At 71.7% G+C, this 14,342-nt stretch carries 17 protein-coding genes; 7 read left to right on the top strand and 10 right to left on the bottom strand.

Annotated features, from left to right (window positions below):
• The first annotated feature begins 29 nt into the window (after window positions 1-29).
• Window positions 30-428 carry a MarR family winged helix-turn-helix transcriptional regulator gene (locus FHX46_RS08320; RefSeq protein ID WP_167112142.1) on the top strand — a complete coding sequence of 133 codons (399 nt, stop codon included), beginning with the start codon at window positions 30-32 and terminating at the stop codon, window positions 426-428.
• Between the two features lie 60 nt (window positions 429-488).
• Entirely contained in the window at window positions 489-1,478 is a 990-nt protein-coding gene (locus FHX46_RS08315) for a YihY/virulence factor BrkB family protein (RefSeq protein WP_167112140.1), read from the top strand.
• A gap of 1 nt (window position 1,479) precedes the next feature.
• Here FHX46_RS08315 and FHX46_RS08310 read toward each other — a convergent pair whose 3' ends face one another.
• Both FHX46_RS08310 and FHX46_RS08305 read right to left on the bottom strand, forming a co-directional pair.
• Complete coding sequence (locus FHX46_RS08310) at window positions 1,480-2,814, bottom strand: MFS transporter (protein WP_167112139.1); 1,335 nt, start codon at window positions 2,812-2,814, stop codon at window positions 1,480-1,482.
• A gap of 141 nt (window positions 2,815-2,955) precedes the next feature.
• Window positions 2,956-3,768 carry an alpha/beta fold hydrolase gene (locus tag FHX46_RS08305; protein ID WP_167112137.1) on the bottom strand — a complete coding sequence of 271 codons (813 nt, stop codon included), beginning with the start codon at window positions 3,766-3,768 and terminating at the stop codon, window positions 2,956-2,958.
• A 62-nt stretch (window positions 3,769-3,830) separates the two neighbouring features.
• Between FHX46_RS08305 and FHX46_RS08300 the strand changes: the two genes are divergently transcribed.
• Both FHX46_RS08300 and FHX46_RS08295 read left to right on the top strand, forming a co-directional pair.
• Window positions 3,831-4,793: a sigma-70 family RNA polymerase sigma factor gene (locus FHX46_RS08300; RefSeq protein WP_167112135.1), complete on the top strand. Its 963-nt coding sequence runs from the start codon at window positions 3,831-3,833 to the stop codon at window positions 4,791-4,793.
• A 169-nt stretch (window positions 4,794-4,962) separates the two neighbouring features.
• Window positions 4,963-5,346 carry an STAS domain-containing protein gene (locus FHX46_RS08295; RefSeq protein ID WP_167105808.1) on the top strand — a complete coding sequence of 128 codons (384 nt, stop codon included), beginning with the start codon at window positions 4,963-4,965 and terminating at the stop codon, window positions 5,344-5,346.
• 67 nt (window positions 5,347-5,413) lie between these two features.
• On the opposite strand, the gene FHX46_RS08290 is transcribed toward FHX46_RS08295, so the two are convergent.
• Window positions 5,414-6,055 (bottom strand): CoA transferase subunit B, encoded by a 642-nt coding sequence (locus FHX46_RS08290; protein ID WP_167121261.1) that lies wholly within the window; start codon window positions 6,053-6,055, stop codon window positions 5,414-5,416.
• A 2-nt stretch (window positions 6,056-6,057) separates the two neighbouring features.
• Window positions 6,058-6,774 (bottom strand): CoA transferase subunit A, encoded by a 717-nt coding sequence (locus FHX46_RS08285; protein WP_167112133.1) that lies wholly within the window; start codon window positions 6,772-6,774, stop codon window positions 6,058-6,060.
• Between the two features lie 148 nt (window positions 6,775-6,922).
• Between FHX46_RS08285 and FHX46_RS08280 the strand changes: the two genes are divergently transcribed.
• The gene (locus FHX46_RS08280; protein WP_167112131.1) at window positions 6,923-7,699 is read left to right on the top strand and encodes an IclR family transcriptional regulator; all 777 of its coding nucleotides are present in this window, start codon (window positions 6,923-6,925) and stop codon (window positions 7,697-7,699) included.
• Here FHX46_RS08280 and FHX46_RS08275 read toward each other — a convergent pair.
• The 5 genes from FHX46_RS08275 to FHX46_RS28780 form a co-directional block, all read right to left on the bottom strand.
• Window positions 7,693-8,085 (bottom strand): tautomerase family protein, encoded by a 393-nt coding sequence (locus FHX46_RS08275; RefSeq protein ID WP_167112129.1) that lies wholly within the window; start codon window positions 8,083-8,085, stop codon window positions 7,693-7,695. The genes FHX46_RS08280 and FHX46_RS08275 overlap by 7 nt on opposite strands.
• A 52-nt stretch (window positions 8,086-8,137) precedes the next feature.
• Window positions 8,138-9,589, bottom strand: coding sequence for a CYTH and CHAD domain-containing protein (locus FHX46_RS08270; RefSeq protein WP_167112127.1), 1,452 nt, complete (start codon window positions 9,587-9,589; stop codon window positions 8,138-8,140).
• Between the two features lie 59 nt (window positions 9,590-9,648).
• The gene (locus FHX46_RS08265) at window positions 9,649-10,188 is read right to left on the bottom strand and encodes an NADAR family protein (RefSeq protein WP_167112125.1); all 540 of its coding nucleotides are present in this window, start codon (window positions 10,186-10,188) and stop codon (window positions 9,649-9,651) included.
• A 99-nt stretch (window positions 10,189-10,287) separates the two neighbouring features.
• The gene (locus FHX46_RS08260) at window positions 10,288-10,596 is read right to left on the bottom strand and encodes a hypothetical protein (RefSeq protein ID WP_167112123.1); all 309 of its coding nucleotides are present in this window, start codon (window positions 10,594-10,596) and stop codon (window positions 10,288-10,290) included.
• 14 nt (window positions 10,597-10,610) lie between these two features.
• The gene (locus FHX46_RS28780) at window positions 10,611-10,736 is read right to left on the bottom strand and encodes a hypothetical protein (protein WP_279589441.1); all 126 of its coding nucleotides are present in this window, start codon (window positions 10,734-10,736) and stop codon (window positions 10,611-10,613) included.
• A 102-nt stretch (window positions 10,737-10,838) separates the two neighbouring features.
• Here FHX46_RS28780 and FHX46_RS08255 point away from each other — a divergent pair, with 102 nt between their 5' ends.
• Window positions 10,839-11,813 carry an acetylxylan esterase gene (locus tag FHX46_RS08255; protein WP_313886062.1) on the top strand — a complete coding sequence of 325 codons (975 nt, stop codon included), beginning with the start codon at window positions 10,839-10,841 and terminating at the stop codon, window positions 11,811-11,813.
• A gap of 45 nt (window positions 11,814-11,858) precedes the next feature.
• Here FHX46_RS08255 and FHX46_RS08250 read toward each other — a convergent pair whose 3' ends face one another.
• The gene (locus tag FHX46_RS08250) at window positions 11,859-12,569 is read right to left on the bottom strand and encodes a FadR/GntR family transcriptional regulator (protein WP_167112119.1); all 711 of its coding nucleotides are present in this window, start codon (window positions 12,567-12,569) and stop codon (window positions 11,859-11,861) included.
• Window positions 12,570-12,728: 159 nt separating this feature from the next.
• Between FHX46_RS08250 and FHX46_RS08245 the strand changes: the two genes are divergently transcribed.
• Window positions 12,729-14,330: an ABC transporter substrate-binding protein gene (locus FHX46_RS08245; RefSeq protein WP_167112117.1), complete on the top strand. Its 1,602-nt coding sequence runs from the start codon at window positions 12,729-12,731 to the stop codon at window positions 14,328-14,330.
• The last annotated feature ends 12 nt before the right edge of the window (window positions 14,331-14,342 follow it).

The following is a 14,342-nucleotide window of genomic DNA, read 5'->3' as shown; positions in this document are numbered from 1 at the left end:
AAATTCCTGTGCATGCTATGGTGTGTGCCATGGGTGACGTCGCCGAAGCCTCCCTCGTGCAGCAGTGGCACAACCTGATGGCCTTGCACGCCACCGTCTCCGGCGAGCTGGAATGCCGCCTGCAGGACCGGCACGGCATCGGGGTGAGCGAGTTCGAGGCCCTCGAGCGGCTCGCGACATGCGACCACCAGTGCCGCTCGGCCGACCTCCTGGCCGCCGTGCACCTGAGCCAGAGCGCCACCTCGCGCCTGGTCGCGCGCCTGGAGAAGGAGGGCCTGGTCGACCGCGCGATGTGCGAGCAGGACCGGCGCGGCATCTTCGTCACCATCACCGAGGAAGGCCGCCGCCGCTACGCGGAAGCGAAGCAGACCCACCGCGCGGTGCTCCGCGCCACCCTCGCCGAGGCCCGCATCCCCCAAGCCGGTTGACCCACCGCCGCACGGGGTAGCTCACCGCCACGCGCAGACGCCGATGGTGGGAGTGCAACCGTGAGCCAGCACAGCAGGGAAAGCGTTGCCGGCCGGGCCAAGGCCGGCCTCGACCGCGTGGACGCGGTGCAGCAGGAGCACACGGCGCTGTCCGTACCGGTCGCGGTGGCCCGCAAGTTCGTCGAGGACCGGTCCACGAACCTGGCGAGCATGATCGCCTTCTGGGCGTTCTTCTCGATCTTCCCGTTGTTCCTCGTCCTGATCACCCTGCTCGGGTTCTTCGTGCCGGAACACCTGAAGAACGACGTCCTCGGGCAGGTGAGCAGGATGTTCCCGCTGCTGAACCCGTCGGCCATGCAGGGGCTGAGCGGGTCGTGGTGGGCGCTGACCGTCGGGCTGCTCACCGCGCTGTGGAGCGGGATCGCGGTGGTGCGCGCAACGCAGAACGCGTTCAACGCGGTGTGGGAACTGCCCTACCACGCCCGGCCGAGCCTGCCCAAGCAGATCGTGCGCAGCGTGCTCGTGCTGGTGACGATCGGGCTCGGCCTGGTCGTCAGCACGATGATCAGCGGGTTCGTCTCCAGCGGCACGGACCTGCTGCACCTGGGCTGGCTGGGGAGCATCCTCGGGTACGCCATCGCGATCGTGCTGGACATCGGGTTGTTCATCGCGGCGTTCCGGATCCTGACCGACCGGGACGTCACCACGCGGGACGTGCTGCCCGGCGCGGTGCTGTCCGGTGTGCTGTTCTGGGTGCTGCAAACGCTGTCGTCGCTGATCATCAGCCGGTACCTGCACAACGCGCAGAGCACCTACGGCACGTTCGCCACCGTGATCACCCTGCTGTGGTGGTTCTACCTGCAGGGCATCGTGACGCTGCTCGGGGCGCAGCTCAACGTGGTGCTCACGGACCGGCTGCACCCGCGCGCGCTGGCCGGCCCCCCGGAGACGGAGGCCGACCACCGAGCCTACGAGTCCTACGCGGAGGAACGCGCGTACCACGAGGAGGAACGCGTGGACACCTCGTTCCCGTCCGACCGGCGCCGGTGAGCTACCGGGCGCCGGTGACGAACGCCTCCCGCTCCGCGGCCGGCCGCTCCCGCAGGGCCAGCACCGCGGCCAGCGTCACCAGGCAGGCCAGCAGCATGTAACCGGACACCGCGAGCGACGTGCCGGTCTCGCCGACCAGCCAGGTCGACACCAGCGGCGCGAACCCGCCGCCGAGGATCGCGCCGAACGCGTAGGCGAAAGAGACACCGCTGTACCGGATCGAGGCGGGGAACAGCTCGCTGTACGCCGCGGCCTGCGGACCGTACGTCAGTCCGAGACCGAACCCCAGCACGACCACCGACAGCAGCATGAGCGGCAGCGCGCGGGTGTCGAAGAGCAGGAAGAACGGGAACGTCCACGCGCCCATCGCGAGGATGCCGATCAGATACGTGCGCCGGCGGCCCCAGGTGTCCGACCAGTGCCCGGCGGCGATGGTGAACACACCCCAGGCGACCGCACCGACCATGCCGACGAACAGCATCGTCGAGCTGGACAGCTTGAGCGTGCGGGTGCCGTAGGAGTTGATGAACGCGATCAGGATGTAGCCGACCATGTTGTTGGCGATGAACAGCCCGATCGCGACGACCAGTTCGCGGCGGTTGGTGCGCAGCAGCTCGGCCAGCGGCGCGGACCGGCGGGCCCGGCGTTCACGCAGCTCGCTGAACACCGGGCTTTCCGAAACCCGGGCCCGCACGAAGAAGCCGACGGCGATGAGCACGACGCTGAGCAGGAACGGGATCCGCCAGCCCCACCGGGCGAACTGGTCGGCGGTGGTGGCGGCGGAGACGCTGAAGAACACCAGGTTCGCCAGCAGCAGCCCGATCGGCACGCCGATCTGCGGGAACGAGCCGAAGTAGCCGCGCCGGCCGGCGGGGGCGTGCTCGACCGACATCAGCGCCGCGCCGCCCCACTCGCCGCCGGCGGACAGGCCCTGCAGCAGCCGCAGCACGACGAGCAGGATCGGCGCGGCGACGCCGATCGAGTGGTAGGAGGGCAGCAGGCCGACACCGATCGTGGACAGCCCCATCAGCAGCAGCGTCGCCACGAGCACCGCCTTGCGGCCCACCCGGTCGCCGAGGTGCCCGGCGACGATCCCGCCGATCGGCCGCGCCACGAAGCTCACCCCGAGGGTCGCGAACGACGCCAGGAGTGCGGCGGTGGCGTCCAGCGAGGGGAAGAACTGCTTGCCGAACACCAGGCCCGCGGCCGAGGCGTAGATGAAGAAGTCGTACCACTCGATCGTCGTACCGACGAGGCTCGCACCGACGACGCGGCGCAGCTGCCCGCGGTCGCGCGACCGGCTCATCCGGGCCGAGGCCTCGGGGGTCTGCGTCATGTCCATCCCTTCCCGCCGTTGGAAAGAAGATCAAAGGTTTGACTAGTTCCCTGGCAACCTAGAGCGCGCGCTGCGCGGGCACCAGTGGTGGACGCACACCTTTACCGTCCTGATACCTCGGGAGCCGGCCCCACCTGCCGGTCAGAGCAGCTCGCGCAGCCGGGCCGCGAACGCGTCCGGCTGCGAGGCGAAACCCGTGTGATCGCCGGGGAACGGGGCGGGCTCGATGCCGACGAGCGTGGCGAGGGCGCGGGAAGTGCGGTCGCAGATCTGGCCCGCGGAGTCCGCGCCGATGCCGATCACGAGGCGGTCGCCCAGCGCACGCAGCTTCGCCACGTCCGGCAGCCAGCGGGTCGTCGGCCGGTACAGGTGGGCGTACTGGAAGTCCGCATCGGCGAGGTCCTGCGGGCTGGGCTCCTGGGCGAACATCTGCTGGAACACCGCCTCCGGCAGGTCGATGTCCGCCATCGCCAGGAACTTCCGCCACGCGCCGACGCGATCCCCGGCGAAATGGGTCGCGATGATGTCCTCACTCTGCGCGCGCAGAGCGTCGCGGTCGGGGAGCAGCTCCGGCAGCGGCGGTTCGTGCGCGATGACGGTGCTGATCAGCCCGGGGTGGTCCTGCGCGAGCGCGAGCACGCTCACCGCGCCGCCGCTGGAACCCAGCACGGTGGCGGGTCCCGCGTCGACGTGCCGGATGAGCCGGGCAAGGTCGTCGGCACGGGTCTCCGGTGTCACATCAAGGCCGGGATCGTCGACCGGGCTGCGGTTGATGCCGCGCGGGTCGGTGGTGAGGACGGTGTGGCCGTCGGCGAGCAGGCCGGCGAGCGGGGCGAACGGGCGCGCATCCATCGGTGCGCCGACGAGCACGACGAGCGGGCCCTGTCCGCGGACCTCGTGGTAGAGCTCGGCGCCGGGGACGCGCAGTGAGCTCGCGGTCACGGTGTGGTTCATGGTTCCTCCCGGGATTGGCTTTCCGAAGTGGAGACCGCCGTCGTGCGGCAGAATCATCGCTCGTGACCGAACTGGCCGTGGACCTGGAGCGGGCGCGCACGGGCGACGGACCCGCGTTCGCCCGGCTGGTCGAGCCGCTGCGCCCGGAGCTGCACGCGCACTGCTACCGGATGCTGGGTTCGGTGCACGACGCCGACGACGCGGTGCAGGAGGCGTTGCTGCGTGCCTGGCGCGGGCTGGCGCGCTTCGAGGGCCGCGCTTCGCTGCGGTCGTGGCTGTACACCGTGGCGACGCGGGTCTGCCTGGACGCCGTGGAGCGGCGCGGCCGGCGGGCGCTGCCGATGGACCTCGGGCCGGCCGCCGACCACGTGGTCACCGGGAACGCGCCCCGCGCGGAGGTCGCCTGGCTCGGTCCCTACCCGGCCGGACCGGGCCCGCGAGCCGAGCAGCGGGAGGCGGTCGAGCTGGCGTTCGTGGCCGCGTTGCAGCACCTGCCCGGCAACCAGCGGGCCGCGCTGGTGTTGTTCGAGGTCCTGGGATTCTCCGCGGCGGAGATCGCGACGATGATGAACACCTCGGCCGCCTCGGTGAACTCGGCGCTGCAACGGGCGCGGCGGGCCATGCCCGCACGCGTTCCGGCACCGTCCGACGCCACGATGCGCACCCTGGCGACGGCCTACGCCGGCGCGCTGGAGCGCGGCGACGCGGATGCGCTCGTGGCGCTGCTGACCGAGGACGTGACGTGGGCGATGCCGCCGATGCCGCACTGGTACCGCGGAACCGGCGCGGTGATGTCCTTCGCGCGGCAGTACCCGCTGGCCATCTGCGGCGACTGGCGGCACCGCCTGGTGGGCGCCAACGGATCGACCGGCGTCGCCGCGTACTTGCGCTCCGCACCCGGCGGGACGTTCGAAGCCTGGTCCATCACCGTGCTGACACCGCGGGACGGCCGGATCGCCGGGATCACATCGTTCCTGGGGCGGGAACACTTCGCGCACTTCGGCCTGCCGGACGCACTGCCCTGACACCGCGGCGTGCACTGTGGACCGGTTTCACCGGCTGCCGCACCGGGTAAACCGGTGGCCGCACGCAAGACGGGTCACCGGCGGCCCGGCCGCCGGCGGTCCTGCTCCGCGTCACCAGCGGTGCTGCCGGTAAGGTGTGCAGGCTGACCGTACGGATGATGGAGGGATCGTGCCCCAGGCTTTCGCCACCCGCTGGACACGCGAGGGAGGCGAAGCGATCGTCGCGATCATCGGTGAGGTCGACCTCGGCACGGCCTCGCGGGTCCGCGAAGCCGTCAAGGAGGCGCGCGACAGCACCGGCCCGGTCCCGCTGACCACCCTCATCCTCGACCTGTCCGAGGTCGAGCACCTGGACTCGCTCGGGCTGGCCGTCCTGGTGGAGACCGCCGCCGAATGCCACTCCGCCGACCAGGCGCTGGCGCTGATCTGCCCGACCCCGGTCGTGACCCGCCCGCTGGAGATGACGGGGCTCGACGGCATCCTGACGATCACGGCGTCGCTCGCGGAGGCCCGCGAGGCGGCCCGGCGGGCCCTCGCGGAGGCGGACCGCTGACGCGGTGGCGCGTGGCCACCGGAGTCCTCCCCCGCGCGGGACGGATCCCCGGGCCGCGCGCGAAGTCCTAGCCCGCCAGGGGTTCGAGGACCTTCGCGCCCGTCTTGTCGCGCAGCTCGTCCTCCGTGACGCCCGGCGCGGTCCGCACCAGCCGCAGCCCGTCCGGGGTCACGTCCAGCACCGCGAGGTCCGTGATGATCCGGTCGACCACACCCGCGCCGGTCAGCGGCAGCGTGCACGTCTCGACGATCTTGGGGCTGCCGTCCTTCGCCACGTGGTCGGTGATCACGATGATCCGCTTGGTGCCGGCGACGAGGTCCATCGCGCCGCCCATGCCCTTGACCAGCGCGCCGGGCACGGTCCAGTTCGCGAGGTCCCCGTTCGCGGCGACTTGCAGCGCACCGAGGATCGCCAGGTCGATGTGCCCGCCGCGGATCATGGCGAACGACGTCGCCGAGTCGAAGAAGCTCGCGCCGGGCTGGACGGTGACCGTCTGCTTGCCGGCGTTGATCAGGTCGGCGTCCTCCTCGCCCTCGAACGGGAACGGACCGAGGCCGAGGATGCCGTTCTCGCTCTGCAGGGTGACCCGGACGCCCTCCGGGATGTGGTTCGCCACCAGCGTGGGGATGCCGATGCCGAGGTTCACGTAGTCCCCGTCCCGCAGCTCCGCCGCCGCCAGCGCGGCCATCTCGTCGCGGCTCCAGCCCATGGTCACGCCTCCGTTCCGGTCAGCGCCCGCGGGCGCACCGTGCGCTTCTCGATCTCCTTCACCCGCGGTGCGGCGACCACCAGCCGGTCGACGAACACGCCCGGGGTGATCACCAGGTCCGGGTCGACGTAGCCGTCGGCCAGGACCTCGGTCTCGGCCACGGTGACGCGGCCGCAGGTGGCGACCACCGGGTTGAAGTTGCGGGCCGCCATCCGGTACACGAGGTTGCCCTCGCGGTCGGCGGTGTGCGCGTGCACCAGCGCCAGGTCGGCGACGATCCCGCGTTCCTGCACGTAGGTCTCGCCGTCGAACTCGGCGTGCGGCTTGCCCTCGGCGACCGGGGTGCCGACGCCGGTCTTCGTGTAGAACGCCGGGATGCCCGCGCCACCGGCGCGCATCCGCTCGGCCAGCGTGCCCTGCGGCGCGAACTCCACCTCGACCGCGCCGTCCAGGTACTGCTGCGCGAACAGCTTGTTCTCCCCCACGTAGGACGCGATCACCTTGCGGACCTGCTTGTTCTCCAGCAGCAACCCCAGGCCCTTGCCGTCCACGCCCATGTTGTTCGACACGATCGTCAGATCGCGGATCCCGGAGTCGCGCACGACCTCGATCAGGTCGTAGGGAATTCCGGACAGGCCGAAGCCGCCGACCGCGATCGTGATGCCGTCCCGCAACGCGCCGGCCATCGCGTCGGCGGCCGCGCCGAACACCTTGGACACGTGAAACTCTCCTTCGAGCGTCCGTGGAATGAGCACTGCGCGAAAGTGAACCGGAGCTGGGAAAACCGGGTCAAGCGAGGTAACGGCATCGCTCGTCAGGTGAACGAGCGCGGCCACCGCGTTCACTGAGTGGACGTAGCATGGGAGCATGCCGCCAGCCCACCTGATCGGCCGCGCCGCGATGGTGCTGCGCGCGCTGTCCACGGCCGGTGAGCCCGGCGCGTCCACGTCCGAGGTGTCCCGCACGACGGGCCTGGCCCGGCCCACGGCCCACCGGCTGCTCGCGGCGCTGGCCGACGAGGGGTTCGTCGACCGCGACCACCGCACCGGCCGCTGGTACCTCGGCCCGGAGCTGTACCTGCTCGGTGAATCCGCCGCGGCGCGTTACGACGTGACGCAGCACGCGCGGGCGAGCGTGCACCGGCTGGCGGCGGCGACCGGCGAGAGCGCGTTCTTCTCGGCCCGGCGCGGCGACGAGACGGTGTGCCTGCTGCGGGAGGACGGCGACTTCCCGATCCGCTCGTTCGTGCTGTACGAGGGCGCGCGGTTCCCGCTGGGCGTGGTCTCGGCCGGGCTGGTGGTGCTGTCGTTGCTGTCCGACCGGGAGATCGACGAGTACCTGGCACGCGTCGACCTGACCGAGCGGTGGGGCGCGGCGCACGCGCCCGGGCCGCTGCGCGAGCGGATCGCGCAGACCCGGGAACGCGGGTATTCGGTCAACCCGGGCCTGGTGGTCGAGGGCAGCTGGGGCATGGCCGCGGCGGTGTTCGGCTCGTCCGGGGAACCGGCGTGGGCGTTGACCCTCACCGGGGTGGAATCCCGGTTCCGCGAGCCGCGGCGGGCGCAGATGGGCGCGCTGCTGCTGAAGGAGGCGCACGCCCTGACCACGGCCCTGCGCGCGGACCGGCGGCGCGCGGCTCAGTGACGACCGCGGCGGAACTCGAACTGGGTGACGCCGTTGTACCCGTAGCTCTCCGGGTGCATCTCGTAGAGCGCCACCCCCGCGACCGGTGGCAGCAGGCCGAGCGTGTCGCGGAGGAGGTCGTAGGTCCGGCGGATGAACCGGGCCTTTTCGTCCGCGCTGTTCGTGCCCGCCGTGATGCTGACCTCGACGTGCGCCCCGGTCGCCTCGCCGACGGGCGCTCCGCCGACGAAGTACTGGTCCGCCGGCACGAGGTTGAGGTGCACCGTGGTCCGGTCGAGCGGCTTGCCGAGGACCGTGACGGCCAGGTCGGTGAGCCCCTTGGCGAGGGACGACCGGAGTTCGGGGGCGAGCTGGGGGTCGCTGATCGTCGCGCGGATGAACGGCACGACCACACTCTGTCCCAGCGGCCGGGCGCGTTCCACCGAATTTCCCGGGAAGTCACGGCGCGGCCGGCCGCTCCCGTCGCTCGAAGTCCGCGCGCAGTGCGGTGCAGCGGGCCCGCAACCGTTCGTGCAACCGGCCGAACACGAACGCATCGCTCACCGAGTCCCACGACCCGTCGTGCAGCAGCCGGGCCGCGCCCGCCAGGTCGTGGTACTCGCCCAGCTCACGCTGCGCCGCCTTGACCGCCCGCCGCCACCTTCGCACCCGGTTGCCCAGCACCGGCCGAGCCGCGTCCGCCATGTAACGCGCCGCCTTCGCCTTCTTGCGCACCTCGTGCAACGCGGTGTCCGGGTCGGGCGCTTCCCGGGCCGCGGCGACCGCTGCCGACAGGCGCTCGTCCGCCTGGCGGAGAGCCGTGCGCAGCTCGCGCCGGCCGGACTCGGCGGACATCGTCAGCGGCGGGTCCGCCACCCACTCGTCGAGCGCGCCGAGCAGCCGCGCGTACCGTTCGGTGTTCAGCCGGGCGAGCAGCGTCTCCCGGTCGCGCGCGGCCACTTCGTCCAAACCGGACAGGAGGCTGCGGCGGGCGTGTTCGATCTGCGGGCCGGGCGGGAACTCCGCCAGCGCGTCCAGCAGGATCTCGCGCCGCACCTCGCCGTCCCGCGCCGGGGACAGCACCTGCCCGGCCCACTTCAGCTCGTCCGCCAGCCACCGGGCCCGCTCCCGCACGAACAGGCGCCGGTATCCGCGCAGGGCGCTGCGCAAGCGCCGCATCGCGACCCGCAACTGGTGCACCGAGTCCGGGTCCCCGCGCCGGACACCCGCGTCGTGCACCCGGAGAGCGTCGACCTGGTCGCGCAGGTAAGACATCACGGCCTCGCCGGCGTTGCCGTGCTTGCCCTCGGCGGCCAGTTCGGCCGCGAGCAGCCGGCGCAGCTTGGACGGCCAGTGCGCCGGGCGGACCCCGCCGGCGAGCAGGGCCGCGGTCAGGGTGTCCAGCAGGCCGGGGTCCCCGGCGTCCAGCTCGACCTCGAGTTCGCGCCAGCTGTCCAGGTGGGCCTGATCACCGGCCCGCGCGCCACGCACGTGGTCGTCGGTCAGCAGCGCCAGGCGGCGGCCGTCGTCGTCGGTGAGGTCGTGGGTGAACCGGTCGACCCGCAGGTGCGCCACCTCCACGAGGTCCGCGCCACCCGTCCACTCGCGCGCGGCCTCGGCGAGCTCGGGCGGCATGCGGTCGCCGAGGGGCAGCTGGGTCTCCTCGCGCGCCCCGGCGGCGCCGGGCCGCTTGAGGTGCCAGCCCTCGTCGTCCCCGCCGGTGCGGCGCCGCAGCGTCACGCCGGCGCGGGCCAGCCGCAGGTCCGGGGTGTCGTAGTAGATGGTGTCGAGGTGGGATTCACGCGCGTCGGCCTGCGCCGCAACCGGTCCCACCCCGGTCAGCCGGGGCACCGGCCGCCCGTCGTCGAAGTCGAACTTCCGCTCCCGCTCGATCACCGTCGTCGCGCCCATGTCCCGGAATGCCCGCCCCGCTGCCGGGAGAAACGCGGGCACGGCGGCCACGCGGGGGATCAGCCGGCGAGTGTCGCGCGCGCCTCCATCAGCGCGAAGCCCAGCAGGTTGAGCCCGGGCCACCGCGCCGGGTCGCTCGCGCGCGGGTCGTCGGCGGCCACGCCGGTCCCCCACACGGCGTCGACCGGGCTGGCCTCGACCAGCACCCGCTCCCCGGTGCCGAGCAGGAACCGGCGCAGCCGCGGGTCCTGCCCGAACTTCGCGACCGACGCGGCGACCACGATGCCGTACCGGCACTCCACCCACCGGTCCTCGTCGAACCCGGCCACCCGGCGGCCCAGTTCCTTGGCCGTCGCCGGGTCCGGCGTCCGCAGGATCTCCCCGGCCGTCGCTCGGTCGCCGAACAGCGTCGCCTTGCGCCACATCATGTAGTGCTCCGCCGTGGCGAACTCCCGGCCGTCCACCGTGAACCGCGCGGGCCACCACTGGCTCAGGCACCCCCGCCCCACACTGCCGTCCCGTTCCGGTCGGTGTCCCCAGAAGAAGAGGAAGGTGACCGGTTCACCCCGGCGCACGCGCTCGGTCAGCTCCGCCAGCATGCGTGCAGTATGACCGGTCGCCGGGACGCGGTGCACCGGAATTCCCCCGCCGCGGGGCAACCGCGTGATCACGCTCCGCGTAAGGAGAGGTGTACGACCTCAACTGGGAGGAATGGTCATGCACCTCAAGGGAATCGTCCTGGCGGCCGCGACCGGGGCACTCGGGCTGTCGTTGTTCGCCGCACCGTCCGCGAGCGCCACCGCGCACCGGTACTGCGTGCCGGACCCGGGCAGCACCGGTTCGTGCGGGTGGATCAACGTCGAGCCGGACTTCGTCCACGCGGGCCAGGTGGTGGACGTGGAAGCGCACTGCGTCAACGCGTCCGCGGCGCCGGAATCGGTCGCATTGGAGAACGTCGTACCCTCCGGCGTGCCGACGCACTGGAACGCCACGGTCCCGGCCGGCACCGCCCGGGCACCTACTACGCGTGGATCGTCTGCCCGGAGAACGCGTACGCGTCGGCGTTCTCCGTCGAGTGAGGACGTTCCGCCGCGCCCGGCGGTGGCTGCCCCTGGTACACAGTAGACACGGTGGACACAGTGGACACAGTGGACACGGTGGACGCTGCGTCGTCGCGCGGATGGAGCACTGACTTCCGCGGGGTTCCGGCATTAGTCTCGGCCGGGACCCCGCGGAAGTGAGGATGCCGGTGACCACCACCTACGATCTGCCCCTGTCCGAGTTGTCGGAATACCGCCCAGCGCTGGAGGAGCCGCCGGACCTGGACGCGTTCTGGGCCGCCGCGTTGTCCGAGGCGGCGGCGTTCGACCTCGATCCGGTGTTCCGCCCGCACGAGACGCTGCTGCGCACGGTCGAGGTGTTCGACACCTCGTTCACGGGCGCGCACGGCCAGCGGATCTCGGCGTGGCTGGTGCTGCCCCGGCAGCGGCCGGAGAAGCTGCCGTGCGTGGTGCAGTACCTCGGGTACAACCTGGGCCGGGGCCTGCCGCACGACGTCCTCACCTGGTCGGCGTTCGGCTACGCCCACCTCGTGGTGGACACGCGTGGTCAGGGCGGGAAAACGCTGCCCGGCGCCACCGCCGACACGATGCCCGCGCCGCCCGGGCCGCACGTGCCCGGGTTCATGACCCTGGGCATCCTGGACCCGGCGCAGTACTTCTACCGGCGGGTCTACGTGGACGCGGTGCGGGCGGTGGCCGCGGCGCGGGCGCACCCGGCGGTGGACGCGGACCGGATGGTGGTGGCCGGCGGCAGCCAGGGCGGCGGCATCACGCTCGCCGCGGCCGCGCTGGCGCCGGACATCGCCGCGGCGATGCCGGATGTGCCGTTCCTGTGCCACTTCCGGCGTGGAGCGGAAATCGCGACCGACGGCCCCTACCTGGAACTGGTGACGTGGCTGGCCGCGCACCGCCAGCGGTCGGCGGAGGCGTTCGCCACGTTGCGGTACTTCGACGCTGCGGTGCTGGCCCCGCGGGCATCGGCGCCGGCGTTGTTCAGCGTGGCGCTGCGGGATCCGGTGTGCCCGCCGTCCACGGTGTTCGCGGCCTTCAACCGCTACGGCGGCCCCGGCGAGATCCGGGTCTGGGAGTGGAACCAGCACGAGGGCGGGCAGGGCGCGCAGGTCGCCGAGCAGGCCGCCTGGCTCGCCAAGACCCTGGCCTGAGCGGGCAGTGCGTGCCCGGCGGCAGCACGGCCGGGCACGCACCCGTCAGCAGGGCGTCGCCGCGCCCAGCCCGCCGTACGCACCGGCCTTCGCCCGCTTGCGGACCTCGTCGAAATGCCGGTGCACGGCTTCCTCCGCGGCGTCCGGGTCGGCCGAGACCAGCGCATCGACGATCGCCTGGTGCCGCTTCGCCGTGGTCACCGCCGATCCCGCCGGACCACCCAGCTCGGACTCCGCCGCCTGGTAGACGTCCCAGAACAACCGCGTCAGCTCGCGCGCCAGGTCGAACCCCGCCTCGGCGCAGATCAGGTCGTGGAACTCGCGGTCGGCGGTCGCGCTGTCCGGGCCCTTCCGGCGCATCCGGGCGACGCGCTCCTCCAGGTCGGCGATCAGCTCGGGCCGGTGCCGCCGGGCCACGCGCCGCGTCAGCTCGGTCTCCAGCATCTCCCGCACCTCGAGCAGGTCCCGCAGCCGGCCGGTCGTGCCGGCCCCGGGTGTCCGCGTGCGGAACAGCAGCCAGGTGCGCAGCGCCTCGGACCCGGCCGAGCCGACGAACGTGCCGTACCCGTGCCGGACCTCGACGATCCCGAGCGCCCGCAGCGCGCGGATCGCCTCGCGGATCGAGTTGCGGCTCACCCCGATGTCGGCCATCAGGTCCAGCTCGGTGGGCATCGGCGACCCGGGCGGCAGATCCCGCTCGATGATCAGGTCGATGATCCGTTTGCTGATTTCGTCGCCGAGCTGAGGGCGTGCCACATCCAACTCCCCGCCTGCTGACCGCCGAATTTCCGGACATCCTACGTCAGACCCTTGACCGCCGGGCACGGCGATGTTTACAGTCACCCGAACGCAGGACGTCCTACGTCCTACTTCCCCGCTGAGGCTTGATCAACGAAGCACAAGTCAGGAGACGTCATGTCGCACAGCTTGTCCGGGCTCAGCCGCCGTAGTTTCCTGCGGTACACCGGGCTGGCCGGCACGGCCGCGGCCTTCTCGGTCACCCTGGGTGCCTGTGGCGGACCTTCGTCCACCAACTCCACGGGCAACTCGACCGGCACGCTCACCGCGGTCATCGGCTACGGCAACAACCAGACCTGGGACCCGCTGCAGACCGCGTCCGCGTTCTCCATGGCGGCGAACCTGCACTGCTACGAGTCGCTCGTCGAGGGCGACCCGATCACGCGCGACCCGTTCCCGGGGCTCGCCAAGGCGCTGCCCGCCGACCTGACCGGGACCAGCCTGAAGTTCGAGCTGCGCGACGGCGCGAAGTGGCACGACGGAACTCCGGTGACCGCCGACGACGTCGTGTTCACCTACGCCCGCGTGCTCGACCCGAAGGAGAAGGTGCTGGTGCACAGCTTCTTCGCGGACTGGCTCGCCGAGGTGCGCAAGACCGGCGAGAACTCCGTGGAGTTCGTGCTCAAGCACCCCTTCCCGTACGCGCTGCAGCGCATCCAGACCGCGAAGATCTGCCCCAAGCACGTCTTCGAGGGCAAGTGGAGCGACGCCGCCGGCGGCAAGGTCGTCGGCTCCGGGCCGTACAAGGTCGTCGAGCAGGCCCCGTTGTCCTACACGCGCTTCGAGAAGTTCGCCGACTACAACGGCCCGCGCCCGGCCGCCTACCAGTCGATGCTGTGGAAGTCCATCGTCGACGCGGCACCACGCGTGGCCGCCATCTCGGGCAGCAACCCGGAGGCGCAGATCGTCGACAACATCCCGCCAGCCAACGCCGACCAGCTGCGCAAGGCCGGCCGCACGGTCGAGTTCGCCGACGGCGGCAACAACCTGTTCCTGATGTTCAACACCACCCACGCGCCGTTCACCGACAAGCGCGTGCGGCAGGCCCTGCACTACGCCATCGACAAGCAGAAGATGATCCAGATCGGGTTGCAGGGTGCGGGCACCGCCGCCACCTCCTTCATCAACCCGAAGCTGCCGGCCTCGCAGCCCGCGGCCAACGACTTCACCTACAACCCGGCCAAGGCCAAGGAATTGCTGCAGCAGGCCGGCATCACCAACCTCTCGGTCACGCTGTCCACCACCAACACCTCGCTCGTCGCCGACTGCGTCAAGGTCATCAAGGAGGGCTGGGACGCGATCGGCGTGACCACCACCCTCGACTCGCAGGACACCAAGGCGCTGTTCTCCAAACTGGACAGCGGCAAGGACTTCGAGGTGGTCGCCACCACGAACAACCCGCTGCAGTTCGGCAACGACCCGGACCTGCTCACGCGCTACTACTACGACACCACCTCGGTGCTGATGACCACCTACGCCCGCTGGACCGGGCCGGAGTCGCAGGCGCTGCTGCAACTGCAGAACCAGGCGGCGTCCGAAACCGACGAGACCCGCCGCAGGCAGCTCACCAAGCAGCTGCTCGACATGATCTCCGACCACGCGGTCATCTACCCCGTGGTGTTCACCCAGCTCGGCACCGCGTGGGACGCGCGGAAGATCAACGGCGTCCGCGCGCAGGGTTACCCGGGCATCTACCTCAACCAGGCCAAGCCGGCCTGATCCGCGGGAGCC

The sequence above is a fragment of the Amycolatopsis viridis genome (assembly GCF_011758765.1).
GTDB classification, from domain to species: Bacteria; Actinomycetota; Actinomycetes; order Mycobacteriales; family Pseudonocardiaceae; genus Amycolatopsis_E; species Amycolatopsis_E viridis.
Note: the sequence above shows the minus strand (reverse complement) of the source record. Positions and strands in the feature narration are given on the sequence as shown.

Excerpts from the sequence above, each read along its gene's own strand:
- FHX46_RS08320 (WP_167112142.1), top strand. The coding sequence starts at position 30 with ATGGGTGACGTCGCCGAAGCCTCCCTCGTGCAGCAGTGGCACAACCTG.
- FHX46_RS08310 (WP_167112139.1), bottom strand. The coding sequence starts at position 2,814 with ATGACGCAGACCCCCGAGGCCTCGGCCCGGATGAGCCGGTCGCGCGAC.
- FHX46_RS08305 (WP_167112137.1), bottom strand. The coding sequence starts at position 3,768 with ATGAACCACACCGTGACCGCGAGCTCACTGCGCGTCCCCGGCGCCGAG.
- FHX46_RS08290 (WP_167121261.1), bottom strand. The coding sequence starts at position 6,055 with ATGGGCTGGAGCCGCGACGAGATGGCCGCGCTGGCGGCGGCGGAGCTG.
- FHX46_RS08280 (WP_167112131.1), top strand. The coding sequence starts at position 6,923 with ATGCCGCCAGCCCACCTGATCGGCCGCGCCGCGATGGTGCTGCGCGCG.
- FHX46_RS08270 (WP_167112127.1), bottom strand. The coding sequence starts at position 9,589 with ATGGGCGCGACGACGGTGATCGAGCGGGAGCGGAAGTTCGACTTCGAC.
- FHX46_RS08265 (WP_167112125.1), bottom strand. The coding sequence starts at position 10,188 with ATGCTGGCGGAGCTGACCGAGCGCGTGCGCCGGGGTGAACCGGTCACC.
- FHX46_RS08245 (WP_167112117.1), top strand. The coding sequence starts at position 12,729 with ATGTCGCACAGCTTGTCCGGGCTCAGCCGCCGTAGTTTCCTGCGGTAC.